Consider the following 25483-nt stretch of genomic DNA (forward strand, 5'->3'; position numbering starts at 1 on the left):
GAAGGATCAGTCCTGCTCTGCCCGCTGCATGATCCGTTTCATGGTTTCCCACACGGGGCGTTTCAGGGAGAGATCTTCAATGAGTTGTGCCGGATGAAAGGTAGGGATTAAAAGGGCTGTGGCCATATTATGAAATTGCCCTTCCCCATTTGAAAGATTCACTTCGTTTCCCAGCATCACCTGCATTGCCGTCTCTCCCATGGTGCAGATGATTCGGGGATTCAACGCCTTTACTTTCTGAAATACATGGGTTTTTATCTGTTTTTGCCAGGTTTCATCAGGCGGGATTTTCCGGGAGGACGGGGGAGAAAAGCTGATGATATGAACCTGATCCGCATCAAGATGCATGGCCTTTAATATATTCAGGAACAACTCCCCGGCAGGACCCAGGGTAATATCCGGTTGCTGGTGTTGATCCCGTGTGACGGCATCACATAGAAAAAATATTCCGGATGAACTGGTGCCCCGGCTTTGAATAACCGGCATGATCATATCTTGAACTGGTTTTACTTTTTCTCTGGAAGAATCACTGGATGGGTAGGCAGTGACGGTTTCATGTGACTTGGAGAAATTATTTTTTTGCGGAGTAGCACCATGATTTTGTGAAACATCTGTTTTACCTGGTAGATGAGTTCGAAAATTCTGGGATGGCAAGCTGGCTTTTGATAAGGCAGGCCGGACCATGGGACGCAATTTCCCCCTCTGCCAATGATCCATCAAGGCAATGGTTTCCGGGGAAAGGTCCAGCCGGGTTATGCCCATGTCTCTTTGAAGTGAAAGGCAGGTGGACAACGCCTGGATAATCTCACCGAGGCTATGGGCTGAAATCTTTTGTGCCAGCTGTATATTTGAGTTTTCTTTCATGATATTCTACTGTGAATTTCATCAAGAAGGGAATGGGCCACGGCGGACTTATCCATGAGGGGCACATCCCGGCGGGAGCCGTCCCGGAAAAGAAAAGTTGCCTTGTTGGTGTCGGCTTCAAACCCGGAATCCTTCACACCCACCTGATTGGCCACGATCATATCCAGATTTTTCCGTGCCATTTTCAGGGTGGCATTTTCCACCAGATCATTGGTTTCTGCGGCAAATCCGGCCACAAACTGATGTTCTTTACGTTCGCCCACGGCCCGAAGGATATCGGGATTTTCCATGAGATGAATGGAGAGATGATCCCCGTCCTGGTCTTTCTTTTTTATTTTTCTATCCTTCGGATCCGCCGGTCTGTAATCGGCCACCGCCGCCACCTTGATGATCACATCGGCATCATCCATGGCTCCAAGCACCGCATCTGCCATCTGCCGGGCACTTTCCACCCGGATCATTTCCACACCAAGGGGGGGCAACAGAGCCACCGGGCCTGATACCAGAGTAACCGCTGCCCCTCTTTTTTCTGCAGCTTCGGCAATGGCGTATCCCATTTTACCGGAAGAATGATTGGTAATGTACCGCACTGGGTCAATGGCCTCCCGGGTGGGACCCGCTGTGACCAATATTTTTCTACCGGCAAAATCCGAAGGAACAAACAATTTCCCCAGGCGGTCAAAAATCACTTCAGGGTCAGGCAGACGTCCTGCACCCGATGTTTTGCAGGCAAGCTCTCCGGTGCCCGGTTCCAGAATCACGACACCGTCGCCTTCCAGGATATCCAGGTTCCGCTGTACTGCTCTATTCTCGTACATATATGTATTCATGGACGGGCACACCATGATGGGAGCCGTCACCGCCAGCAGCATGGTGGAGAGCGCATCATCGGCCAGCCCATGGGCCATTTTGCCGATGATGTTGGCAGTGGCCGGGGCAATCACCACCGCATCGGCCTCGGTGGCCCACTCAATGTGCCGCACCACGGCCTCATTGGTGTTGAACAGCCCGGTGCACACATCATTTTCGGATAACACCCGGAAGGTGGTTTCACCCACAAACTCCAATGCAGAGGCGGTCATAACCACCCTTACCGAAGCGCCTGCCTTTTTGAGCAGCCTTAAAAGGCTGACAGCCTTATATGCGGCAATGCCACCACATACCCCCAGCAGAATCGTTTTATCTTTCAGGCACTTCATTATTTAATAATACCCATTGATTTGGCTATCAATTTGCATAATTCATCCAGCATATCAGTTTGGAATATAGCTCGGAAAAGAAATTATATAAATCAGTTAATGAGGATAGATTCGCCGGATTCCATGGGCAATGCCTGATTCTGGGTGGGGGCTACGCCGATCTCCACATAGGTGTAAAGATCATTTTCCCGGATATTCACCACTGCCCAGCGATTGGCCTTCTGGAATACCAGCATGGTAATTTTGGGGGATTTGATCTGGCTGACAATATTCCAGTTATCTTTGATCATGTTCATGCGAAAAAAATTAAACAGGGAGTTTTTCTCCACCCGTCCCCGCAGTGCCAGAACACCAGATGTGAGCCCGGGGGTGCTGATGATCACCGTGGCATCATCATCAATTTTAAGCTCCTGGGGAACCAGTACGTCTTTGAAATCATAGTATACTGCAACGGATTCTGTTTTTTGAACGGTTGCGGTGGGTGTTTCTTTTCTCTGGTTCATTCCGGTGGTGGTGCAGCCGCAAACACACACCATCGCTATCAATAGAAAGAAAAAAATTATATCATATTTCAAAACAAACACTTTTTTCATATTACCTCCACGCCATCGGCGCAAAAAAAATTAATAAACATCATAAAAGCCTAATGCTCTTCATTTGTCAATTTGAATCTATTAAACACAAAATAACCCATTTTAGAAAAGTCTCTAAAAAAAGTATAATGGACTTTTAACACAAACCCACAATGGACTCATTTTTTTTACTATTTATTAACCTCTGAACAGGATTCACTGCCCCTCCGCCACCACTTTTTTAAGATATGCCTCTTTCTTTAATTCAAAGGCTTTAATACGATCATTAAGTTTCCCGGCTTTCTGATTAAACAGGGAAACATCCGTCTGATTACCTATTTTTTGTTTCTCTACCAACAATGCGGCACGTGCCTCATTCAACTGGGCGAACTCCTGGTCCAATGCCTCCTTCAGAGCCATCATCTCTTGTGACATGGAATTTTCCAAGTCTGGAGCAGGCACATTCAGGGAAGAAGCATCATCATCAAAAACTTCTTTTTCCCCTTCATTCTTGTTTTCCCCTTCTTTTTGATCACTATGCTCATAAACCTGTTTTTTTACGCTGACAAAGGAATCAACGTTATTCCGTTGTCTTTCAGGCACCTTTGAGAGATCATCCGTATAAGAGACAACCCCGTTTTCATCAACATAACGAAAATACTCTCCCGGGGCAAAAGTGGGAATCATCAGAATGGCCATAGTCCAAAGAAATATTATCCTGCGCATACCCCCCCCATCAATAACCTTTTATCCTTTCTTTGCCAAAACATCACCTTTAAAAACAACAATTCTAATTGCTGGAGCCAGATGCGTTTAAAAGCAAGAAGACAACAATTCTCTTCAACGTTATTTCAATGAGTTACGCATCAATAAACTCAATTAAAAACCACAATTAGAATTGCTGCTTTAATAACAAATATTTTTACGACATGATCCAATTTTTTTTATCATTACAGCGGCACTTAACTATTTAAATAAGAAACACATATCATTTTACTTATGATCCATGCTGATTTAACTTATGAAAATTAATTAGCATAAGGGTTTGAAGTCAAAGTATCGCTGTAGTGCTATTCCAATTTATACAGAGCATAAATAGAACCCTCCAAATTTTTCAGGTAGCCAACAAGAAGGCCTGTATGAAATTGATTCCGAGCCACCTCTTCCCCCTGTTTGGTATAGTATGAGACGTCTCGGGATAAATCAAACAGTCTGTCACCCACCACGATTTCCATTCCTTCCATCCTGTCAATTATTCCTTTACCGTGAAAAACAGCCGGGATATTTTCATGAGTAAGTTCCTCGGAAATTACCGGAGTGATATCAAATATTTCAATAATTTTTTCGTCTGCCCATACGGCCGGACAGATACCTGCATGGCATATAAAAACAAGCATCATCACAATGCGACAGATTACTTCACATGCTGCTTTGTACCAATCCATGGGACTCCTCCTGTATTTTGTTTCAAGACCCTACTGACCCCGGAAAAATATTTTTCAATTATGGCTCCACCTCGCGCCAGTAATACATTCCCTTTTGCTCTGCCTTTTCTCTGACAATGGGAATATTACCCGTGGTGGCACTGAAATATTTAACCTCTATATCAGGCCCAGATCCTCCGGGAATTCTCACAATAACAGGTGGATAAAGCCGACCTGGAAAATCCAGGGCGGTGGGGGGGACCCATTCAGGATCCTCCGGTGTACCGATATTAATTTTATCATCCTCATCAATTATACCATCGTCATTGATATCAAACTGGGCGTCATCAAGCCTTCCGCCACTGCAGGCATCCATTTCATGAACGATGGAACTGCCACCTGCATCACAGGGGGTATCCTTTGGTCGAAAAGAGGTGATAATGAGTTTCCCATCCCTAACAATGGCGTCAGAAATAACACGCTCATGACCGGATGCTCCCTGGTCAATGGGCAGATCAAAATACCATCCTGCATCTGCAATGACTCCCTCACTCCCGGATCCTGGATTCGGCGATTCTCCAGAGGTAGTGTCGGCAACGGTTTCCCAGTTGGGCTTATTATCACTCAGGGTCCGTAGGTTATGTCCATTGACTGTTCGCCAGTCAATCTGGGTCTGGGCCAGCAGCTCTACGGTATCAAGCTGATTAGAAAGACCAGGTCTGGTAAATACCCCCAGATACTCACTATCATCATCGTCATCCCCATAATCCCAAATACCATAAATGGTTTGGGAGGCTGCAATGTCAAAATCCGTATCACCCAGATATCGTCCAGTACCAAACATAACCATATAACCATGTTTTTCACAATGCCACATGACATCAGGTTTAGAGGTAATGGGCTGAGCATTGCCACTGGCATCCCTTGCCTGGAACAAGGGCATGGGAGTGGATCCTTCTTTATAGGCTACATCCCAATTGCTGCTGGAATCAGCCGTCAAATCAAATTTCCAGAGATTGCCCTTTAAATCGCCCGCATACACATAATCAACCTTCAGGTCGGCATCTACATCTATGGGTACAGGTGTTGACATACCGTTACAGGCACCGACACCGGTATCAATAGTTTTTACCAATTGACCGGTGTCAGCATTTAGCACAAACAGGACAGCATGGCCGTTAGCACTGTTATACCCATTCCCAAAAATCACCACCCAACCGTCAGTCCCAATGCTTGCATCATTTGACTGTATCAAAATAGCCTTGCTAAAACTATATCCCAGATCATTCACCTCAGTGGCAGAGGTGTTGTCCCGGGGGTATTCCCATTTCACCCAGTCCACTGCATTACCTTCCACATTGCCTTCTGGAGAAGAGATGTCCAGCATATAATATCCCTGCCCCCCCCTGCCCAGGCCCCCGACTAGAAAAGTAGAATCACCAATCTTATTGGCATAGGGGGTTAAATCAACAAAAAATTTATGGGCATAGGGCGATTCGGTTAAGCGCTTAAGATTCTGGAACACCCGGTTGGGCACATACGCAAACAACTCCTCTCCGGTATCGGCATCAAAAGCATGGACCATGCCGTCATTAGCTCCCACATATAGGACATTCTCCTCAAATAAGGGGGCAGAATGGACAATATCTCCCAGCTTGTAATATCGATCCCTGAAGGAACCGCCGTTATCTTCCTGGGATTCCAGAGAAGAATCTCCCCTGAGATAATTAACCTCATTTTCCGTTATCAATGCCTTCTGAGCATCTGTCAGGGAATTAAATCGGAAGGAAACCCCAGAAGCACCATCAAATGTGGCGATTTCCCGGCCTGTATTCCAATCGGCCAAATCCAACTTTTCGGCGGCAGACCAGAGATAGGTGTCCCGGATCACCTCCCCCGTGGTTTGATTGATGCTGTAAGCTTTTAGATCACCGGCCCATCCATCGGTGGTGTAACTGGACTGAAAAATAACGGTTCCAGCCTGAAGTTCTTCCCCGTTCACTGACACTGAAGCGTCGGAAACAGTACGGGAATCAATGTTCTGCATCACTGTTACCAGGGAATTGACAAGTTCTTCGGGATTGGACGCATTGAGAAACTGCCCACGCCCATTAACACTTGCGTGCCACATGTCATCAATCTTCTGTTGATCCCCACTGAAGGGATCGGGCCAGTTGGGGTAAACACGGTTATCGGGGTTACTGTTATGCAGATCAAAATCATCTGGATCCAATGTGCCGGTCACTCCAAAGGAGACGCCATAGGTGATCATGTGCTGATGGGTGGCACTATCAAAATAGCTGGTGGGCACCAGGTTATCCAGACTGCTTGAAAGATCGTCCTTATAATATTTCATGGCCACATCAGCCAGGGTCTCAGAATAAGTGTCTGCATAGGGGGTGCCCTGGTCACTATCTTGATTCCCCACACTGGGACTGCTGCCGTTCCAGAATCCATCGGTCATTAAAATGGCAAAGCTCTGCTGACAGCCCCCCCCATCCTCGGCACTGGCATAGGGAGAGTTGCCAAGGCCACCGGTGTACCCATCATCCTTGTCATAGTAACGACCCACATTTTTAAGGGCAAGGCGCAAGGGGGTACCGCCGGTTGAATTGTAATTATCGTACAAACTATTTAAAAGAGTCACAGAGTTGTCCACGGTACTGCCCCCTTCCTGAACCTTCACCTTCAATACTGTCTGCTTCAGGCGCTCTTGAATGGAAAGATATCCCACCTGAACCCCCTTCATGGTATTAACTACATTGGAAACGGCGGCCTTGGCTGAATACTCTCTTCTTCTATAGTAAGAAAACCAGTTGGCAAAATTTTGAAGCTCTTCAGTATAAGTTCGTTCTGTGCCGTCTATCTTTTTGGGGACAATTGCATCGGGGGGATCTGACTCAAATGTGGCTTCCGAATAGTCAAAATGAGGGCCATTTCCATTCCATCGGTAGTACTTAATGCTTCCATCCAGGTTTACCAGGTAAATTTCATCGTCATCGGCATTGTTGGCCGGATTATTCTCATCAATCCAGTTGCCGTCTCCATCCAGATCATACCAGATGTAATAGTGTGCATTTTTGACTGATAATCCACCGCTGTCGGTATATTCCGATGTCAGGTTGAGTGTGGGGCTGGAACTGTCCGGGTTGGACCGGGCAGATGTGGGAGAGGCATTGCTTTTGTTGGGCCAGGGCACATAGGTGGATGCTGGATTGTAATACATCCTGTTGTATACATGAAACTGGGGTTTCCAGTACATCCTGTCATACCCATAGGGTTCGTCGGTGCCGGTACTGGAATCCTGGTTGTCACTCATGGCATACACATAGGCAAATTCATCATAGCCCACATTGAAAAGGCCGTTGGATTCATCGGTCATGATTTCCCAGTCCATGCTGCCGGAGTCATCCAAGATAAACATGACATTGGCTGGTGCCGCCTGGAGCTGACTGCTCAACGGCATTTCAGAGATATCCACGCAACTGGATGCTGGCAGTACACTGTCAAAGGTGACACTGATAGTATGATGTGCATCAACGTTACTGAAAGTATAGGCAGAAACCACTCCCACGGAGGTCCCATCCACCAAAACGTCATCCACCTGGTATCCTGTGTCTGCCGTCATGGTAAAGGTCTGGTCATCCCCCTGGGCCACGGAAACGGCTCCGGAAGGTGAAATGTTTCCGTCGTTCCCTGAAGAAGCCGTGATGGTATAAATCACGGACTTAAGCTTAAAGGTCACCGAGATGGCATGATCGCCTGCAATGTTGCTGAAAGTGTAGGTGGTCACCGGGCCTTGAGAAGCCCCATCCACAAGGACATCGGCGACTTCATAGGTCACATTAGGGGTAATGCTAAAGGTGATGCTGTCACCATAATACACTGTCACATCACCGGAAGGAGAAATGTTCCCCCCCTCCCCGGCACCGGAAGATATTGTATAGGATCTTCTTTCAAAGGTCACCGCAATGGTATGATTGGCGTCAATATTGCTGAAGGAATAACTGGTAACCGGTTCCTGGGAAACCCCATCCACGACAAGCGTGTTCACTTGATACCCGGTTGCAGGGATTATGAAAAATGTCTCCGTATCTCCCTGGTTCACAGACACCGTTCCCGGAGGATCAATCGTCCCGTTGGGCCCGGCCGTGGCAGTAATGGTATAGGAGGGAATCGGCTCTAATCTGGCCCAGATAGAATGATTAACAACAACATTTGAGAATGTGTAAGTTGTCACCGCTCCAACATTGACCCAATACCCAAAATCATTTGTCACCCAAACAGATTCAACTTGATACCCCACATCCGGCGCTAAAGTAAAGGTCTGACTTGCTCCATGTGTTACATTTATAAAACCACTGGGGGAAAAATTGCCTCCATACAAGTCATATGCGTAAATGCTATGGGAGGGAATCTGCTCAAACCAGACCTGAATCGAATGATTTACGACTACATTAGAAAATATATAACTTGTCACAGCGCCTGCATCAACCCAGTTACCATCATTATCGGTCACAGATACCGATTGCACTTGATAACCATCATCTGGAGTTATGGTAAAAGCCTGACTCTCTCCATGGGTTACAGTTACATAGCCATTAGGGGAAATACTACCATGATCATTGGATTCGGCATAAATGGTGTGCTCGTCACAATTGTAGGATCTGGTATATGTTTTATTCCCTGAACCATATCTTGTGAATGAATTGGGGGGATCACACTCATCACCGATGTCAGTGAAATTAATTCTATATTGAGTGCCCCCATTGGTCGAAACAGAATCACCACTACTCCTCAATCCTCCTATTTCTACCCAACTGAAGCCTGATCGCCTCTCAATAAACCACTTAGCACCGGCATCCCTGGCCGTTTCTGGTTCAATAAGAACTTGAATTTGCCCTGCCCGGACCAAGCCCGGCAATCCCATGGTGAAAAAAAGAGCCAGAAGGCTCAAAATAATTAACGTTCTTATTTTCAGAAGAATACTTGAACCGTTTCCATGACATTCCGTTCCATAGTCTTTTTCGGCTCCCATGATCTCCCCCTTTTTCTTTCAATGCCTTTTTTTATAACCGATCTCTATGAGCACGTGGCCATTTCCGTTTTGGGAATCATCACATAGTCCCCGAACCGTGTATTCATACATGTTGTTTGATTCACTCATATCCAAGGAAGCCCCCTTGGCCAGTTTCTCTTCAATTGCTGAAAAAAGTACAGTGCCTCGGCTATCGGTAATAACAGTGGATACCGACGCATTTGGCGTATCAGTAGTGTCCCACGATTCCACATGCGTCATATCAACGTCGTTATCTTCAAGCCATTTGACAGTTTTTAACCATTGCAAAGGCAGAGCTCTATTATCAAGAACATCTTCAGGGGTCACTTCCAGGCTCTGGGCACCCTCCAGTGCAACCGCTTCCGCCAGATAAAAGTTTTCCTGATAGATCCGTTCATTGTGTGAAATCTGAAGTTCAATGGTACTGGTGTTTATTGACGAAATTCCCAGTATCGTCAAAACAGCAAGAATGAGCATTACAATGACAATGGTAGATCCATTTGAATTATTAAAAGCAGTCTTTGTTTGCTGATAATTCATTATCTTTCCTCTGATAATCTTATTTCGAAATCTTCCCACGATCTACCTCGGTCACAAATTCATTTAGGGCTTGGTCACAACATGGGCCACTTTGGGGAGGTGTCAGGCTTACCAACTGTAACGGATGACCCATGTTGTGACCAAGCCCTTCATTTTAAATCTTTAGCTTTCAAAAAAGTTATATTTGCTGTTGGTTGAACCCTGTATTCATATACAGTTACAGGAGACATCGTCAGTTCTATTTTTTTACATTCACTCACAGTGGTAACAACATACTTCAGCATGTAGTCTTCCGGAATAGCGTCATCATCACTGTATCCCAAGGTCGTCTCACCTTCTGAAATCGTATCATATTGAACTTGCATCATCTTCTCTATCTGCTTTTGGGCGGCAATTAAAATTTCAGATCGTTTCATTGCATCTGCATTTCCTCGAATTGCAGATATCTGCATTTGTGCCACACCAAGAATACCAAATGAAAGAATTACCAGGGCTATCAGCACTTCAATAAGTGTGAAGGCCTTTTTCTCACAAATCAACACTTTTGTTTCAATCGTTGACAATTCAGAACCCATCACTCACATTCCCTAATCTGGACAAACCAGAAACACATTTTACCCCGATTCTTTTGCTGGCAAAGCCCCAAAATCAGAATTAAAAAAAATTGAAAAATCGGATCGTAATCCGAAATCCTGAAATATAAACACCAGATTCCCAGACTATAATCCTAAGTTTCTACATTTAACTATGGTGGTCAACATGCGGTTATTCCCCAATGTATGGTCAACTGCACCAAAATTAATGGTTGCTCCAATGGATATTTGAATACTTCGGACATCTGATATAGTTGTTGCAACACTGCCATCTGCCTTGAAATAGACAAACTGAAGTGTATTTATGTTTTCTGCTATGGCCTGACGGTTTGCACTACCAATTTTTCTTCCGATATCCATGTCTCCATCATCATAAGCATCGTAAAGATCGTATTCAATTGTTTCCAATGTGCCAGCATCGTCGTCCCAAAAGGTGAAACCCAACGGATTGCCATCCGTTCCATTTCCTATTTTTGTTATTCCAGCATTTTTCCCACCATCAGGGTCATACCCTGCCATCCTAATGTCCCTTGTCATAATATATAAAGCAGCTCGCAGATTCTGCTGCATTTCAACAATCTGTTTTTGTGCCAACTGTGCATCCTGTTGACTCTTATAGGCAATAAATATTCCTGCAGCCACAATAATTGAAATAGCCATGGCAACAAGCAGCTCAATTAAGGTGAAACCAATATTATTTTTTAAATATTTACCCATTTTCATTCCGTAAAAACAATTGTTCCGTTCATGGCACTCGGACATTACCTGCTATATTACCCACCACTTGCATATTCTTCGAATTAGAATTTTGAAGAACAATTGTTCCCCCATTTATCAAGTTGGTACTCTTATTGCTGACCGGCACACCTCTACTATTAAACCCAAAATACACCAATGTCGAAGAGTAGGGTGATGGCGTTGAATAAAATGTAGAGCTGATAAATTCAACACCAGTGGGTAAAGTAATATTTTTTAAAATAATCTCGGAACCATTATGCAGATAGTCATTGGCGGTGCCAGAACCATCATTTCCCCCATCATCGACAAAAGACTGATAGCGTTCACCAGTAAGATCAAAAATCACAACCGTGTTTGAATTTTCCGAGGCAGCTCTTAACTTCATTTCCTGCAAACATGAAACAATATCCCTTGTTGCGCTCCGAAGCCTATAATCCGGCAGCCACCCAATGAAACTGGGTATTGCAATGCCAGCCATGATTCCGATAATTGCAACCACAACCATCAGTTCCACCAATGTGAAGCCTGAAATTGATTTTTTATTTTCATTCATCATCAAATACTCTCCAGCAGACGAACAGCCCTTTATCTATGTGGTTTCAGTAAAGAGAGAATATGCAAGAATGATACATCATAAGAAGAATTAATTTCAAACAATGACACAATTTTTTTAAAAAACCCTGAAAGGAGGGTGAGGAATATTCCCCATCCATAATATGGAAAGTTCTTCTATGCCAACCGGCACGTAATCTTATCAAAATTGATCATTTTTTGGCAAAAGTATTGACGTTTTTTTGCATAAATCCACAAACCTAAACTTTAAAGATCAGTATAAAACACATTTTTTTTTTTCACAAGCATTGATAATTAAGCTGTAAAATCAATACATCCAGTTAGAAAACATATCCACCGCCGTTGCAAAAAGCCGATTTTCATGAAAAAAGTGGCAATTTAGAGAAAACAGGAAGACTTGAAATAGATTGGACAATAGTATAGAATTCAGACATTAAAAAAAGGAGGGAATCATTAATAATGGTAGAAGGGGAAAACATACCCGATGAGAAAGACATTCAAAGCCTGACCCTGGATAAAAAGACCATGGATGTCTTGGTGGCAAATATCATCCCCACCTCTAAATACTTTGAGGTTCGGTTTGATCATATGCAAATTCAAATCAACAGGACAAATAATGATATCAACAAATTTCACACGGATGTTGATAAGCGTTTTGACAGCATAAAAATTGATATGGATCAGCGCCTTGACCAGATGATAACATCCATTAACAGAGTCACAGACACACTTGAACAAAGGGGTAGTAAACAGCGGGGATTCACCATTCGGATGTTTACTATTTCCATTGGAATTTCCTTTGTGGGTGCATTGGGAGCTTTTTTAAAATCAATGGGTTTGATCTAATGTGAAACCGTCAAAAGAAATAGCCGGAATTCTTTTCAACAGTGAAATCTTGTCCAGAAAACAGGTCAATGCAGCCCTGAAAAATGAACAGGAGATCCGCTGTGTCCTGGAAAAACAGCAACAGGCAAGGCTGAAGGGGAACTCAAAAAACACCATCCTTCCCCCCATCTATTTCATGGATGTGCTCCTGGCCCTGAAGCTGAAGAAACAGGATGATCCGGGCACAGAGGTGGATGAAGACCTCCTCTACGAAACCCTTGCCAACGCCTGGAAAATACCCTATAAAAAAATTGATCCCCTGACCCTGGATCTCAATGTCGTAACCCAGACCATCCCCCACTCCTTTGCCCTTCGGCATCTGGTTTTACCCCTTGAAGTGGAAGGGAAAATCATCCGGGTGGCCACCCCAAACCCCTTTAACCATGAGGCCATGGATGACATTGAACGGGTGTCGGGGCTAAGGGCCTGTCCAGTGGTCAGCGGCAAGACCGACGTCATGCGACTCATTGCCGAGTGCTTCGGGTTCCGAAAGTCCATCACCGCAGCAGAGACCCAGTTTTCCCATAAAAGAGGGGGGGAACTGAGCAACCTGGAACAGCTGGTGCGCCTGAAATCAAGTGATGAGCTGCCCGCCACGGACCAGCACATTGTCAATGCCGTGGACCATCTTTTTTCCTATGCCCTGGATCAGCGGGCCAGTGACATCCACATTGAGCCTAAACGGACAACATGTCTGGTGCGCATGCGCATCGACGGGATACTTCACACGGTTTATACCCTTCCGGGCCGGGTACACAATGCCATTATCAGCCGCATCAAAACCTTGTCCGGGCTGAACATGGCGGAAAAAAGACGGCCCCAGGATGGTCGTATCAAAACCCAGAAGGATAAAATTGAGGTGGAAATCCGGGTCTCCACCATTCCGGTGGCATTTGGCGAAAAGGCGGTGCTTCGACTCATGGACCCCGAGGTGTTGTTCCAGGACCTTCCCAAGCTTGGATTTTCAACGGAGGACCTGGAAAAATATAAAAATATTATCACCCTGCCCCATGGGATTATCCTGGTCACCGGTCCCACGGGAAGCGGCAAGTCCACCACCCTCTACTCGACCCTGAAGCAGCTGTCCAGCACGGCGGTAAATATCACCACCATTGAAGACCCCATTGAGATGATCCACGAAGATTTCAATCAGATTGCGGTACAGCCAGCCATTGATGTCACCTTCAGCACCATATTAAAAAACATCCTGCGCCAGGACCCGGACATTATCATGGTGGGGGAAATAAGGGATCTGGATACGGCCCAGAGTGCAGTACAAGCGGCACTCACCGGGCATCTTGTTTTATCCACTCTTCATACCAATGATGCCGTGTCATCCCTTACCCGGCTACTGGATTTGGGAATTCCGCCTTTTTTGGTGCAGTCATCTCTTGCGGGCATCATTGCCCAACGCCTGGTGCGGCGCATCTGTCCCCACTGCCGGGAATCCTTTGAAATAGATAAAACGGAACTGCTGGCCATGGGGTTAAGACTTCCGGAAGATAAAAAGAAAAATGTGGAGGATAACGACAAAATCCCGATTGGCTCCTGGACAGAAACCAGTATTTCCCGGAAAATCGACGTGGATGGTAATGAGAACGGAGATAGTCCAGAAAAGAAGACCTCCGGCGAAAAAATTGCATCTGCACAGAACGGAAAAATAATCCTTCACCGGGGAAAAGGCTGCATCAAGTGCAGACACACCGGCTACAGAGGCAGAAGTGCCATTTTTGAAGTGCTGCCCTACTCGGAATCATTGAAAAAAATGACATCTGGAGATGTCAATGTGTCCAGTTTAAGGAAACGGGCGGCCCATGAAGGGTTAAATACCCTTCGAGAAGATGCCGTATTAAAAATGCTGAATGGAGAAACCACTTTTGAGGAAGTATTGCGGGTCACCTGGCAGGGGGAGGGTTAAATCATCTCAGCATCGTCAGGGCCGATCCATCCGATCTTATCCCTGGAAAAGATAATTTTCAAATACCCATCACGTTTTTCTTCCACCCGCACCCGGGTACCGGCATGGAGCACAAACAGGGTGGTAGAATCAGAGGAGAGGCCGGAATGAATGGCGGCTTCTCTGGAAAGAATGACGGCAAACCGGCCATTTTCTTTTTCATAGTAGTCATAGCAGACGGTGGTGCCAGCCAGGATCACGGCCACAAAAAAAATAATACCGGCCAGGGTGAACACCCGTTTTTTTTTGCGGGTCCGGACACCGGCATAAACGGCAAAAATTGCAGACAAGAAAATGGCTGCCCAGACCATCAGCCAAGGGGGCAGATAGTTTTTCCAGAAAAAGAGCATGTCGGTGAAATCAATCCCCGGGGCATCGGATTTATCCTGGACAAAGGTTTTTGCATGGGCCAGGTTAAATCGTAAATCCGGATCTTGGGGCATAAGCATTTTTGCCCGTTCATACCACAAAATGGCCCGGCCAATATCACCGGCTTTTAAAAAGGCGTTGCCTGCATTGTAGTAGAGCTCCCCGTTTTCCATGCCCTGGGATGCCAGATGGGAAAATGTTTCTGCCGCCGCCTTAAACCGACCTTCTTTATAGGCGGATATGCCCTCAAGCAGGGTGGTCCCATGGGTGGTTCCCTGGCCGGAATCTTTGACCTCCCTGGGCTGGGCATTCACCCATGTGGGGAATACGCCTGTCAACATCCCGAAAACAAGTACCAGACAAAGCAGTTTCATGATGGCCTTTACTCTACCCAATAAGACCTTTCTTGCTTGGTGATCCAGTGCGCCTTTGCCATACCGGGCCGATTCAATGTCGTACATCACATCCCCCACCTGGTTCACCGTTTCCGATGCCACCCCCTTTTTATTCAGCATTTCACACGCCTCGGCAATGGTCAGGGATCGCTCCGGCTGCCTGGCAACCCAAAGCATACGACACATCATGGCCATATACAGATTTCGCAAAAAACCCTGATCATCCTCGTCACTGTTCTCGCTTTTTTTCAGATAATCATCCGCTTTTTTTCCCAGGAGCATCAAGGGATCTGCCCCCTTATTCATCATCCGAAAGACCGCCTGCCCCAGAAAGAAAAGGGCAAAGGGCAGCAGATACAAGAGCATGAACAGGGAAAAGGGCATGGAAAACCGGGTGGTGAGCAGGCCGGGGCCTTCTTTCAATTCAAGAATATCCCTGCCGGTGAAGGCCACCTGGCGCGGTGTTACAGCCTTGTCTGCAGGGGGTGCCGTGGTTGCTGTCACCAATGGCTGTTCCTGGGCAGCACCCGGGGCCACTGTCAAGGTCATGGATGGGCTGGTAAGGGTTTTGTAAGCATTGTCCACCACATCAAAGTAAGAGACATCAATAACCGGCAAGGTGAATGTCCCCGGTGATACCGGCACCAGAGCGCGTTTAAAGGTTTTGCTGCCCTGGTAGCCCTTTGGGGTTAATTGAATATCCTCCACCGGGGAATCCTCGTAAAGTTTAAACGAATCCGGAAGGGTAAGTTTCGGCATTTTTGCATCCATGACATTGCCGGTACCGGAGAGGGTCACCGTTAATGTGGCGGACTCTCCGGCCTTTATGGCATTATTATCCAGGAAAGCGGAAAAATTAAATTGCCCCACCAGACCGGAAAACGGCACCTTTTCATCATGGGGGGGCAGGGGTATCACCTCAAGGGAGATGGCCTTTGTTGAAAATCGGCGGGGCTGGGTTCTGCCCATGGCAAAAAAACCATTGGAAAAAAATGAATCCCCAAAGGGGTCCCTGCTGCGGGTTCTGTCCTGGACCACCACATCGCAGGAAAGAAAGGAAGGGTCAATGGTAAGACGTCCCGGTGTTCTGGGGATAATGAGATAACTGATCTCCACCCCGCGGTATCTTCGACCATTGATATTCCGGGTAAATTCCCGGGGTTCGCCCATTTCTTCCACACTGAAGCCTTCAAATTCGGGCTTCTGGAGCCGGGCATTGGAAAATTGAACCGCGCTGAACAGCTGAAACCGGTAAATGCCCTGCTGGCCCACAAAGAGTTTTTCGTGGGAAAGCTTTGCCCGGACAAAGATATCACGGTTATCTTCCGGAGCCACAGGTGAATCTGCAACCATCACTTCAATGGGCTGGGTGTGATAAACTTTTCCTTCATGGGATACCGGCAGGGAGGGAATGGCAAGACGGCCTTTGGTGCGGGGTAGCAGCTGAAACACCGCCGTCACCGTTTTGGAATAACTGCCGTTGATAATGCTGACATTACTGCTGCTGCTCCGGGATACAATCTGAAAATCCGTTATGGGAGCGGTATCCACCTCTCCTTCGCCCCCGTCAAAGACAACCTTTAACCCGAGATAATCGTTGATGGATATTTCATTGCGATCCACCTGGGCGGTGACGGAAAAGGCAAACCCCTGGTCGGGAAAAAGAAAAGCAACAACCATTATAATTTGAAAAATGATTTTAAACATCTATCTGTTTTTCTCCTTAAATACCCATTTTCACACTGTCTTTTCACCCATCATAAATTATGACCCGTCAATGGAAAGGCCACCCCACATCCCCACTGACCTGCCTACCAGTCCTTTTCAACCCTTTGGCCGGAATACACCGGCATCATGGCCCGACCCGGCTGATCTTCCAGACGATCAAGCATCTGCTGTTGAAGGGGTTGAAGGGCACCCATGCCCTGGGACTGCTCCGGGGTGTCCTGTGTTTCAGCGGCCTGGGATGCAGCCGCACCGGATTTTTCTTTATCCTGACCCGACTGTTGATTTTTCTGATCTGCACCGGCTCCGGTGGCCTGATCTTCTTCAGATTTTTGTTTTTCATCTTGTCCGGCCGTCGGTGAAGGCGTATCTTGATTCTCTCCAGGGTTGGGGGGCTGCTGGTCCGGGGCGGATTTTTCATTCTTCTGATCGGCGGAGTTCTGCCCATCGGGCTGGCTGTCCGGCTTTTTATCTCCCTGATCGTTCCGGCCCTGGTCGTTGTCCTGGGGATTCTTTTTCTGTTGATCTTGCTTTTGCTGCTCACCCTTGTCAGCGTCTTTGTTGTCGGAATCTTTATTTTCGGAGTTCTTTGAATCGTCTTTCTGATCCCCATTGGAAGACTTCTGGTCCTGGGCAGCTTTCTTCTGCTCTTGGATTTTCTGTTTTACAAATTCAATATTTTCCGTGGATTTCTGAAAAAGCGGCGAGGTTTCCGGTATCTTCTTAAAAGATTCCAGAGCGTCTTCAAGATTACCCTTACGATATTGGGTGTTTCCCAGATTAAACGTTGCCTTTTGCTTTAAATCGGCATCCTCGGTGTCCATGGCCCGGGTGAAATTGACCGCGGCCGATCCATAATCACCTCTTTTATAGGCCGCGCTGCCGATGTTGTAATACAGTTCAGGCATGTCCGGTCTGTCCAGCTGGGCATCAATGAAGGATTTCTCCGCCTTGTCCCACTCCCCTTTGTCATAGGCTTCAATGCCCTGGGCCACACTTTTTGATGCACCGGCATGGGCCAGAGGTATACCCCCCAGACCAATGTATCCAGCAAGGCATAAAATCAACCACAAGGTCAGATGGCTTTGGGAATACCCATTGTCTTTTTTACCTTTTTCAGACACCAGAAGCTCAAGAATCAACAAAAGCACACAGGGCAGCAGCAGCCACTGGAATCGATTTTCCCACACCTTTTTCCGACCGCTCTGGACAGTTGTACGCTCCATGTTTTTCAAAATTTGCCCGGTGTATATCAAATCCAGATCCATATCCCCGGCAACGGATTTTACGTAGATTCCCCGGGTGAGTGCGGCTATTTTTTCCAGGCCTTCATCATCCACCCGGGACATGACAATACTTCCCGTTGCATCTTTTTTAAATCCCCCGGCGGCATCGGGTATGGGAGCCCCCTCTTTTTTGCCCACGCCGATACAGAAAATGCGCACATCTTTCTCCAGGGCCTCCCGGGCCATTTTCATGGGATCTCCACTGGTATTTTCGCCGTCGGTGATTATAATAATGGCCTTTTCCGATGAAGTATCCCATTCAAACCCGTTCAGAGCCGTGGCAATGGCTCCACTTAAATCCGTGCCGCCCATGGGGAGATAATCCGGGCTTAAGGCTTTTAAGAACAGGCTAAAGGCAGAATGATCCAGGGTAAGCGGACACTGAAGAATGGCACTGCCGGAAAACGCCACCAGGCCTGCCCGGTCAGACTGCATCATCTTTAACAGATCTATGATCTCTCTTTTGGCCCGCTCCAGCCGCGTGGGTTTGATGTCCGTTGCCAGCATGCTGCGGGAGCAGTCCAGAGCAATCATGATATCAACCCCCTTCTGCTCCACCTTTTCCCAGCGAAATCCCAGCAAGGGCCCGGTGAGGGCCAACACCGCCAGTAAAAAGCCTGACACCAAAAGCCCCCCTTTGGTCCAACGTCTCCGGGAAGCGGCCCCCGGAGCCATGTCGGGCACCAGGGACAGAGACATGAACTGGGAAAGAATGCGGGTTCGTTTCCGAATACCGTAAATGGTTACCCCGGCCAGCAGGATCACAATCCATATCAGATAAAACATATAAGGGTGTGCAAATTTCATATCCATCAGGGAATCCTCATCAGCCGCGTATTGAAAAGGAGAATATAAACGCCAAGCAGAAACAGGCCCGGAAGAACACACCAGGGATAGAGATCATTGTACTCGGCCCAGGCATCCACCTCCACCTTGGTTTTTTCCAGGCGGTCAATGCTTTGGTAGATTTTTTCCAGTTCATCCATGTTTTTTGCCGCAAAGAACATTCCACCGGTTTTTTCTGCCATTTCTTTCAAGGCATCATGGTCCATGTCCACCTGCTGGTACACATACCGCTGCCCCAACAAAGGATCATTGACAAGAAAGGGGGCCTTGCCCCGGCTTCCCACCCCGATGGTGTAAATCTTTACCCCGGCGGTGGCGGCAATGTTTGCGGCCTGCCCGGGGGAGAGCTGGCCGGAATTACTGCGGCCATCGGTCAAAAGAATGATAATATTGGATTTACTTTCAATGTCGGACAAACGTTTAAAGGCGATACCCACGGCATCACCAATGGCTGTACTGGGACCGGCAGCCCCTATTTTCAAACGATCCAGCACAAAGGAAATGGTGTTGTAATCCCGGGTAAGGGGCAGTTGGGTAAAGGCCTGGGAGCCGAACACCACCATGCCGATACGATCACCATCCCGTTTCATGATAAAATCGTTGACCACCCCCTTCACTGCCTCCAGGCGGGTGACAATCTTACCATCCCGCTTAAAATCCAGGGCCGCCATGGATTCAGACAGATCCAGTGCCAGGACAATGTTGATGCCTTCGGTGGTGACGTTCATCTTCCGGGTACCCCACTGGGGCCGCGCCAGGGCCATGATCATCAAGAGCAGGGCCGCATATTTAAATACAGGAAGCAAGCGGGAAAACACCAGCATAAATGATTTTGGCTGGATGCGTGAAAGATCGTTATGGGATGCCATGAGCTTGATGGGACGATGGCGCCGTCGGCGCACCAGCATGGCCAGGGGAAGGGCAAACACAAACAGCAGAAATAAGGGGGATGCAAATCTAAACATGGTGTATCACTGCCCCTTTGGGATGTATGAACGATTATCTTTTGTGACGGGGTTTTGTGAGTTTGGAATGAAATTATCCGAAGTTCTGTCCTTTAACGGGATATCTGGACCCGTTGAAAGTTGTGCTTTTGCGGAGTTCATGGCCACCGGATTCCGGTTCGAATTTTCTTCCATGGAGGTGGCCGAACGGACGGTGACAAAGCGGATAAAATCCCTGACCAGATCAGTATCTTTTCGGATACTCGGGACATCCGGGGTAACGCCTGCATATTTCACCATGGCTGCAAACTCAAAAAAGTTCCGGGTCCGGGCGGTGAGGTCTTTATCCAGGGCAAGTCCGGACAGGGTTGCCAGGACTTCTCTGGTGGTCATCTCCGGAACCCCCATATCAAATACCTTTCCCATGAATATTTTCAGTATGGCCGAAATATCAAAATAATATTGCCTGGGATCTTTTTTCATGGCATCTTCCAGGGCATCCAGGGCCTGCATGGCTGTCTGATCTGGCGGCAGAGGGGGGGGCAACATCAGCGTGTTTTGGGAAAGCCGGTGCTGTCTTCTGCGTTTCAGGTAAAAAAACAAAAGTAGACCCAATCCAACAATTGCCAGTATCCCCGCCAGAATCATGAGCATCTGGATTAAAAAAGGATCCATGCCCACCGGCACCGGTGGTTCTATGTCATGAATATCCTGCATTTACCGCAACCTCTTTTCCCGCTGCCGGAAAAACAGCGTTAATACATCTGCCACGGACTGATCCGTGGGCATATGAAAATAATCCACCCGGGCCGATGTCAAAGCCGCCTCAACACCTGCCATCTGATCTTTTTTCCAGGACTGATAGCGTTGCCGAACCCGGGGATCTCCGGCATCCAAGATCCATTGTTCCCCGGATTCCAGGCCTCCCGCAGTGACAATGCCCCGGGAAGGCAGGGTGGCTTCCCCGGCATCGGAAACAATTACCCCGATGAGCTCGTGGCGCTGACGGGCGGTTATCAGCGTTTTTTTTACATCCGGGGCAATGAAATCAGAAATAATAAAGGTAAGGGTCTTTTTTCTGGACACCGTGGCAAGGTATTCTAATGCGGCCCGGATATGGGTACCATGACCCTGGGGCTCAAAGGTAAAAATCTCCCGGATCAACCGCCAGATATGGCCAGCCCCCTTTTTGGGCGGGATGTATTTTTCCACCTGATCGGTGAAAAAGATGGCCCCCACCTTATCATTATTTTTTATGGCACTGAAGGCCAGAACCGAGGCCACCTCCGCTGCCTTTTCCAGCTTTAATCCGGAAAAGGTGCCGAAACGCTGGGAGGCGCTCATGTCCACCAGGAGGATCACAATGCTTTCGCGCTCCTCTCTGTATCGTTTGATAAAGGGACGACCCAGTCGGGCAGACACTTTCCAGTCAATGGCCTTTACATCATCGCCGGGGCTGTACTCCCGAACCTCTTCAAACTCTATGCCCGATCCCCTGAACACAGACCGGTACTGCCCGGCCATCAGGGTGTTCACCGTGCGGCTTCCCTTGATGTGGATGCGTTTGATTTTTTTTATGATGTCTTCGGGGACCATTTTCATTGGGTTGGCCTCAATGGAAACTGAAATTTTTGGTTGCTGGGTTATGGGTATTTGGTCCTGGGCACTTGGTGCTTGGTTAATGATTCCGGGTACGAATCGTGTCAACCGGTGATCATGGCACTGGCACAGAGTCAAATAAAATCTGGATGATATCGTCGGTGGTCACCTCGGCTGCCTCGGCCTCAAAAGAAAGCAAAATGCGATGACGCAGCACATCAGGAGCCATGGTTTTGATGTCCTGGGGCGTGACATAGGCCCTTCCCTGAAGAAAGGCGCTGATCCGAGCGGCCTGGGCCAGAAAAATCGTGGCTCGGGGGGATGCTCCAAAAGCCACATGATTTTTGATATCCATGCCGAACTTTTCCGGATGCCTTGTGGCAAAAACCAGATCCACGATGTATTCTTTTAATTTCTCATCCACATATATCTCCCGAATGATCTGGGTCATGGCCTTAAGTTCCGCCGGGCTCACCACCGGTTCAATGATTTCCGGGAGGTTAAATTCCGACTTCTTGAGAATTTCAAGTTCCTGGTTCCGATCGGGGTAATCAATAAGAATCTTGAGCATGAAGCGGTCCACCTGGGCTTCGGGAAGGGTGTAGGTGCCCTCCTGCTCAATGGGATTCTGGGTGGCCAGTACCAGAAAAGGGTCCGGTAAAACATAGGTGACATCCCCGATGGTTACCTGTTTTTCCTGCATGGCTTCCAGAAGGGCTGACTGTACCTTGGAAGGTGCACGGTTGATCTCATCGGCCAGGATGATATTATTGAACAGCGGCCCCTTTCTGGTGATGAAATCCCCCATTTTAGGCCGATAAATTTCTGTCCCCACCAGATCCGCCGGCAGCAGGTCCGGGGTGAACTGAATGCGCTTGAAATCGGCCTGCACCGTTGATGCCAAGGCCTTCACCGCACTGGTCTTTGCAAGGCCTGGGACCCCCTCAATGAGTACATGTCCCCCTGAAAGAAGCCCTGTCAAAAGCCCGTCTACGAGCTTCTGTTGTCCCACCAAGGCCTTTGCCATCTCCTTTCTCACACGACTGATCAACAGGTGATGGGCTGCAATTTTTTCTTTTATTTCATCCATACTTTAGATACCTCAAATATAAATTCTCAATCGGTTCGGGCATTCATGGATTAGTTGTGAATAGCATCCGGCTTTTAAAATACGGGCTTGGTCACAAAATCGGCCACTCCAGGGCGGGTTCAGACTTGCGTCATTGACACTTTTGTTGGATTTTAGCATTAAACACAAGCAGCTGACAAAAGCATAAAGCCTGATAAAAAAACTCAAGCTCTAACACCACATAGCCTGACCCCGTTGACCCGCCAATTGTGACGGTTGGTCCATGCTGTGAGCAAGCCCTATCTCAACTTCAATTCTGACGTAAAATATAAAATAGAAACCACAGGTGTCAAGGGGATAAGGGAGAAGAAAAACATGCACCTCACGGCATCAGTTTATAACTGTAAATCTCTGCCGTGATACGGGTAACTTTAAGAATGTGCTCACGAATTTGGGTTTTATCTTTACCGGCGTAATTGCGATAGCTCATGATAATGCCGCTCAATGCTCCGATAAATGACTGGGCATAGAGGCGCACATTTTCTTTGACCCCATAACGTTGCAGCAATCGGGAAAATCCGTCAAAAAAAATTCGGGTCACAGAGCCAAAATCCTTCAGGGCCTGGTGATCCATGTTATCCTTTAACATGATGTATGTCATCATCTGAAAGGTGGATTCATTTTGAATCAAATGATCCACATAGGTAACGGCAAAATCTTCAATGGTGGCTGGGGCATCCTTTTTTACCATCTCTTCAAAGGCCCTGCTCACCGACGAAATATCTTGGATAAAGGTTTCCACAAACAACTCTTCCTGACTGGGAAAATATCGATACAAGGTCGCGGGGGAGACCCCAGCTTCATCTGCAACATCCCGCATTCCCACATCATAAAAAGGTTTTCTGGCAAACAGGGCCAGGGCCGAGTCAATAATTATCTGTTTCCGGGCTTCCCGTTCCTTCTCCTTTAAAGAAGCAAACTTTGATTCCGTATTCACTAAAAAGCCTCCTGATCTTCTTGTGATAGCATTTTTATAATTTGTAAACATCTATCATGACTGCCGGGGGTACACAAGAAAAAATGGGCACGATCACAACATGAGGCATTTTTGGAAGGGCTCAGGAGAGTATTGACCTTTTTCTACGGCATTGCTATAGCTTGGAGATGAGACTTTTTATTTTGACCCCAACGATGCGATGATCATGTTTTTTTACTGATAAATATCAGGCTGGATCAAGATTGAAAGGCTTGATCACAAGATCGGCAACTATGGGGTGGGGTCAGAACGCCGAACATAAATACAGCCAACACACTTAATTGCAAGGAACAATCATGCACAGCTACATCCGAAGGGATCGTTTTGACTTTGAACTGGGATATTTGACTAAAAGCCCCTGCCTGACCTGCACGAACAGGGATAAAATGCCCCACTGCCAGGAGGGATGTTCCCGGCTGGATGACATCCGAACGCTACTGGCCCGGGGTATCTCCACCCAGGCAAAAAACCTGGATATCTAAGGATCATGATATTTCCAGTCTTTCCAGATGATACTTTCTCTCTTGCCAGTAAGCACTTAAACCTGACCATTTTCAACGCGCTGAAAAACAAAAAATCACGCATGGGCTTTTCCCTGGACCATGCATTGTCATCGGGAATCGCAAATAAAGACAGTGACATGGGAATCTATGCCGGGGATACAGACACGTACAGGGTATTTGCCCCTCTTTTGTTGCCCATCATCCAGGAATATCATAATTTCACCCCCGGCACGGTGCATCAATCCGATCGTACCATGGTAACCCTGGCCGATCCTGATCCCCAGCGTCGATACATTCTCTCCACCCGAATCCGGGTGGCCCGCAATCTTGCCGGTTATGCCTTCCCCCCCTTTATCTGCAGACAACAGCGTAAAGAAGTGGAGCAGATAACCCTTGACGCATTAAAGACGCTCCCCCCTCCCCTGTCCGGGGAATACATTTACATGGAGGAAAGCCATGGGGTTTGCAGTGCAAGCTCTGGTTCCAGCCCACCGTTTTCTTCTGATTCCACAGCCTGTGAGTTTAATCATGGGGATGTCGGTCCCCTGCAATCCGGTAAGAAAGGCATACAACAGGCAGATCTAATAGAACAAACTCATTTTAAGAACATAAAATCAGCAAGTCAAGATCGGCGAAACTTCTTGTTTAAAAAAGGGGATCGTTTCCAGGAAGCGGCGGGAATCAATCGGGACTGGCCGGCATTCAGGGGATGCTTTGTGTCCCAGGACACCCGATTCCGGCTATGGATAAACGAAGAAGATCATCTGCGAGTCATCTCCATGGACAACCATGGAGACATGACCAGGACCTTCAACCGTCTGGTATCTGCCCTGGAATTGCTGGAGAAAAAACTTAATTTTGCATGGGATGATACATTGGGATATCTTGCTTCCTGTCCCTCCAACATCGGCACCGCAATGCGGGCCGGGGTGCACATCCGCCTTCCCCGTTTGTCCCGGACACCGAAAATCTTGCATGCCCAGGCAGAAAAATTAAACCTCCAGATACGGGGTACCCAGGGAGAAAAAACCCGGGTGGAGGATGGTGTGTTTGACATCAGCAATGAAAAGCGTCTGGGCGTCACGGAAAATGATTGTATCAAGACCCTTCATCGGGGAATTTCTCATTTAATCCGGTTGGAGGAAACACAAAAAAAACAGGGCTTGATCACATGATCGGCTATTCCAGGGAGTGCTCTTTCTCGCAAAATCCGCAGAACAAACTTGAACATCGAGTGCTACTAAGGAACTCAGAACAAATCAACTTACATGCAAATCAGACTCAAAAGCTGCTATCTATAACTTTGA

The 25483-nt window shown here is 47.3% G+C and carries 21 protein-coding genes; 4 read left to right on the forward strand and 17 right to left on the reverse strand.

From position 1 onward, the window contains the following. Positions 1-6 precede the first annotated feature (6 nt). The 10 genes from ACYQ2M_RS01860 to ACYQ2M_RS01905 all read right to left on the reverse strand — a co-directional run bounded on the left by ACYQ2M_RS01860 (position 7) and on the right by ACYQ2M_RS01905 (position 11545). Positions 7-864, reverse strand: a complete 858-nt coding sequence (locus ACYQ2M_RS01860) for a uracil-DNA glycosylase family protein (RefSeq protein ID WP_459914603.1) — start codon at positions 862-864, stop codon at positions 7-9. Continuing rightward, positions 861-2063: a bifunctional phosphopantothenoylcysteine decarboxylase/phosphopantothenate--cysteine ligase CoaBC gene (coaBC, locus tag ACYQ2M_RS01865; protein ID WP_459914604.1), complete on the reverse strand. Its 1203-nt coding sequence runs from the start codon at positions 2061-2063 to the stop codon at positions 861-863. The genes ACYQ2M_RS01860 and coaBC overlap by 4 nt, the downstream gene beginning before the upstream one ends. A 92-nt stretch (positions 2064-2155) precedes the next feature. After that, on the reverse strand, positions 2156-2656 hold the full coding sequence (locus ACYQ2M_RS01870) for a hypothetical protein (protein WP_459914605.1): 501 nt from the start codon (positions 2654-2656) through the stop codon (positions 2156-2158). Between the two features lie 195 nt (positions 2657-2851). Then, on the reverse strand, positions 2852-3361 hold the full coding sequence (locus ACYQ2M_RS01875) for a DUF4124 domain-containing protein (RefSeq protein WP_459914606.1): 510 nt from the start codon (positions 3359-3361) through the stop codon (positions 2852-2854). A gap of 344 nt (positions 3362-3705) precedes the next feature. Beyond that, positions 3706-4080, reverse strand: coding sequence for a hypothetical protein (locus ACYQ2M_RS01880; protein WP_459914607.1), 375 nt, complete (start codon positions 4078-4080; stop codon positions 3706-3708). Positions 4081-4138: 58 nt separating this feature from the next. Beyond that, positions 4139-9097: a PilC/PilY family type IV pilus protein gene (locus tag ACYQ2M_RS01885; RefSeq protein WP_459914608.1), complete on the reverse strand. Its 4959-nt coding sequence runs from the start codon at positions 9095-9097 to the stop codon at positions 4139-4141. An 18-nt stretch (positions 9098-9115) separates the two neighbouring features. Next, positions 9116-9658 carry a PilX N-terminal domain-containing pilus assembly protein gene (locus ACYQ2M_RS01890; protein ID WP_459914609.1) on the reverse strand — a complete coding sequence of 181 codons (543 nt, stop codon included), beginning with the start codon at positions 9656-9658 and terminating at the stop codon, positions 9116-9118. Between the two features lie 149 nt (positions 9659-9807). Then, positions 9808-10233, reverse strand: a complete 426-nt coding sequence (locus ACYQ2M_RS01895; RefSeq protein ID WP_459914610.1) for a type IV pilus modification PilV family protein — start codon at positions 10231-10233, stop codon at positions 9808-9810. A gap of 144 nt (positions 10234-10377) precedes the next feature. Beyond that, positions 10378-10968 (reverse strand): PilW family protein, encoded by a 591-nt coding sequence (locus ACYQ2M_RS01900; RefSeq protein WP_459914611.1) that lies wholly within the window; start codon positions 10966-10968, stop codon positions 10378-10380. Positions 10969-10996: 28 nt separating this feature from the next. Continuing rightward, the gene (locus tag ACYQ2M_RS01905) at positions 10997-11545 is read right to left on the reverse strand and encodes a prepilin-type N-terminal cleavage/methylation domain-containing protein (RefSeq protein WP_459914612.1); all 549 of its coding nucleotides are present in this window, start codon (positions 11543-11545) and stop codon (positions 10997-10999) included. A 476-nt stretch (positions 11546-12021) separates the two neighbouring features. Between ACYQ2M_RS01905 and ACYQ2M_RS01910 the strand changes: the two genes are divergently transcribed. Together ACYQ2M_RS01910 and ACYQ2M_RS01915 are read left to right on the forward strand one after the other, a co-directional pair. Continuing rightward, positions 12022-12408: a hypothetical protein gene (locus ACYQ2M_RS01910; protein ID WP_459914613.1), complete on the forward strand. Its 387-nt coding sequence runs from the start codon at positions 12022-12024 to the stop codon at positions 12406-12408. Position 12409: 1 nt separating this feature from the next. Further along, positions 12410-14365, forward strand: coding sequence for a GspE/PulE family protein (locus ACYQ2M_RS01915; RefSeq protein WP_459914614.1), 1956 nt, complete (start codon positions 12410-12412; stop codon positions 14363-14365). Here the strand turns inward: ACYQ2M_RS01915 and ACYQ2M_RS01920 are convergent. The 7 genes from ACYQ2M_RS01920 to ACYQ2M_RS01950 all read right to left on the reverse strand — a co-directional run bounded on the left by ACYQ2M_RS01920 (position 14362) and on the right by ACYQ2M_RS01950 (position 23634). Then, positions 14362-16875 (reverse strand): BatD family protein, encoded by a 2514-nt coding sequence (locus tag ACYQ2M_RS01920; protein ID WP_459914615.1) that lies wholly within the window; start codon positions 16873-16875, stop codon positions 14362-14364. The genes ACYQ2M_RS01915 and ACYQ2M_RS01920 overlap by 4 nt on opposite strands. A 104-nt stretch (positions 16876-16979) precedes the next feature. Then, complete coding sequence (locus tag ACYQ2M_RS01925; RefSeq protein ID WP_459914616.1) at positions 16980-18986, reverse strand: VWA domain-containing protein; 2007 nt, start codon at positions 18984-18986, stop codon at positions 16980-16982. A gap of 5 nt (positions 18987-18991) precedes the next feature. Further along, entirely contained in the window at positions 18992-19990 is a 999-nt protein-coding gene (locus ACYQ2M_RS01930; protein ID WP_459914617.1) for a vWA domain-containing protein, read from the reverse strand. 6 nt (positions 19991-19996) lie between these two features. Continuing rightward, positions 19997-20686 (reverse strand): DUF4381 family protein, encoded by a 690-nt coding sequence (locus ACYQ2M_RS01935; protein WP_459914618.1) that lies wholly within the window; start codon positions 20684-20686, stop codon positions 19997-19999. Next, complete coding sequence (locus ACYQ2M_RS01940) at positions 20687-21571, reverse strand: DUF58 domain-containing protein (protein WP_459914619.1); 885 nt, start codon at positions 21569-21571, stop codon at positions 20687-20689. A 112-nt stretch (positions 21572-21683) separates the two neighbouring features. Then, positions 21684-22658, reverse strand: a complete 975-nt coding sequence (locus tag ACYQ2M_RS01945; protein WP_459914620.1) for an AAA family ATPase — start codon at positions 22656-22658, stop codon at positions 21684-21686. A gap of 361 nt (positions 22659-23019) precedes the next feature. Next, complete coding sequence (locus tag ACYQ2M_RS01950) at positions 23020-23634, reverse strand: TetR/AcrR family transcriptional regulator (RefSeq protein WP_459914621.1); 615 nt, start codon at positions 23632-23634, stop codon at positions 23020-23022. A 335-nt stretch (positions 23635-23969) separates the two neighbouring features. Here ACYQ2M_RS01950 and ACYQ2M_RS01955 point away from each other — a divergent pair, with 335 nt between their 5' ends. Both ACYQ2M_RS01955 and ACYQ2M_RS01960 read left to right on the forward strand, forming a co-directional pair. After that, positions 23970-24155 carry a hypothetical protein gene (locus tag ACYQ2M_RS01955; RefSeq protein ID WP_459914622.1) on the forward strand — a complete coding sequence of 62 codons (186 nt, stop codon included), beginning with the start codon at positions 23970-23972 and terminating at the stop codon, positions 24153-24155. Between the two features lie 5 nt (positions 24156-24160). After that, positions 24161-25351 carry a phosphagen kinase gene (locus ACYQ2M_RS01960; protein WP_459914623.1) on the forward strand — a complete coding sequence of 397 codons (1191 nt, stop codon included), beginning with the start codon at positions 24161-24163 and terminating at the stop codon, positions 25349-25351. Positions 25352-25483 lie beyond the last annotated feature (132 nt).

This window comes from Desulfocicer niacini, from assembly GCF_054657595.1.

Bases quoted from the DNA above. Each gene is read 5' to 3' on its own strand.
- ACYQ2M_RS01860 (WP_459914603.1), bottom strand. From the start codon at position 864: ATGAAAGAAAACTCAAATATACAGCTGGCACAAAAGATTTCAGCCCAT.
- coaBC (WP_459914604.1), bottom strand. From the start codon at position 2,063: ATGAAGTGCCTGAAAGATAAAACGATTCTGCTGGGGGTATGTGGTGGC.
- ACYQ2M_RS01870 (WP_459914605.1), bottom strand. From the start codon at position 2,656: ATGAAAAAAGTGTTTGTTTTGAAATATGATATAATTTTTTTCTTTCTA.
- ACYQ2M_RS01875 (WP_459914606.1), bottom strand. From the start codon at position 3,361: ATGCGCAGGATAATATTTCTTTGGACTATGGCCATTCTGATGATTCCC.
- ACYQ2M_RS01880 (WP_459914607.1), bottom strand. From the start codon at position 4,080: ATGGATTGGTACAAAGCAGCATGTGAAGTAATCTGTCGCATTGTGATG.
- ACYQ2M_RS01885 (WP_459914608.1), bottom strand. From the start codon at position 9,097: ATGGGAGCCGAAAAAGACTATGGAACGGAATGTCATGGAAACGGTTCA.
- ACYQ2M_RS01890 (WP_459914609.1), bottom strand. From the start codon at position 9,658: ATGAATTATCAGCAAACAAAGACTGCTTTTAATAATTCAAATGGATCT.
- ACYQ2M_RS01895 (WP_459914610.1), bottom strand. From the start codon at position 10,233: ATGGGTTCTGAATTGTCAACGATTGAAACAAAAGTGTTGATTTGTGAG.
- ACYQ2M_RS01900 (WP_459914611.1), bottom strand. From the start codon at position 10,968: ATGGGTAAATATTTAAAAAATAATATTGGTTTCACCTTAATTGAGCTG.
- ACYQ2M_RS01905 (WP_459914612.1), bottom strand. From the start codon at position 11,545: ATGATGAATGAAAATAAAAAATCAATTTCAGGCTTCACATTGGTGGAA.
- ACYQ2M_RS01910 (WP_459914613.1), top strand. From the start codon at position 12,022: ATGGTAGAAGGGGAAAACATACCCGATGAGAAAGACATTCAAAGCCTG.
- ACYQ2M_RS01920 (WP_459914615.1), bottom strand. From the start codon at position 16,875: ATGTTTAAAATCATTTTTCAAATTATAATGGTTGTTGCTTTTCTTTTT.
- ACYQ2M_RS01925 (WP_459914616.1), bottom strand. From the start codon at position 18,986: ATGAAATTTGCACACCCTTATATGTTTTATCTGATATGGATTGTGATC.
- ACYQ2M_RS01930 (WP_459914617.1), bottom strand. From the start codon at position 19,990: ATGTTTAGATTTGCATCCCCCTTATTTCTGCTGTTTGTGTTTGCCCTT.
- ACYQ2M_RS01935 (WP_459914618.1), bottom strand. From the start codon at position 20,686: ATGCAGGATATTCATGACATAGAACCACCGGTGCCGGTGGGCATGGAT.
- ACYQ2M_RS01940 (WP_459914619.1), bottom strand. From the start codon at position 21,571: ATGAAAATGGTCCCCGAAGACATCATAAAAAAAATCAAACGCATCCAC.
- ACYQ2M_RS01945 (WP_459914620.1), bottom strand. From the start codon at position 22,658: ATGGATGAAATAAAAGAAAAAATTGCAGCCCATCACCTGTTGATCAGT.
- ACYQ2M_RS01955 (WP_459914622.1), top strand. From the start codon at position 23,970: ATGCACAGCTACATCCGAAGGGATCGTTTTGACTTTGAACTGGGATAT.
- ACYQ2M_RS01960 (WP_459914623.1), top strand. From the start codon at position 24,161: ATGATATTTCCAGTCTTTCCAGATGATACTTTCTCTCTTGCCAGTAAG.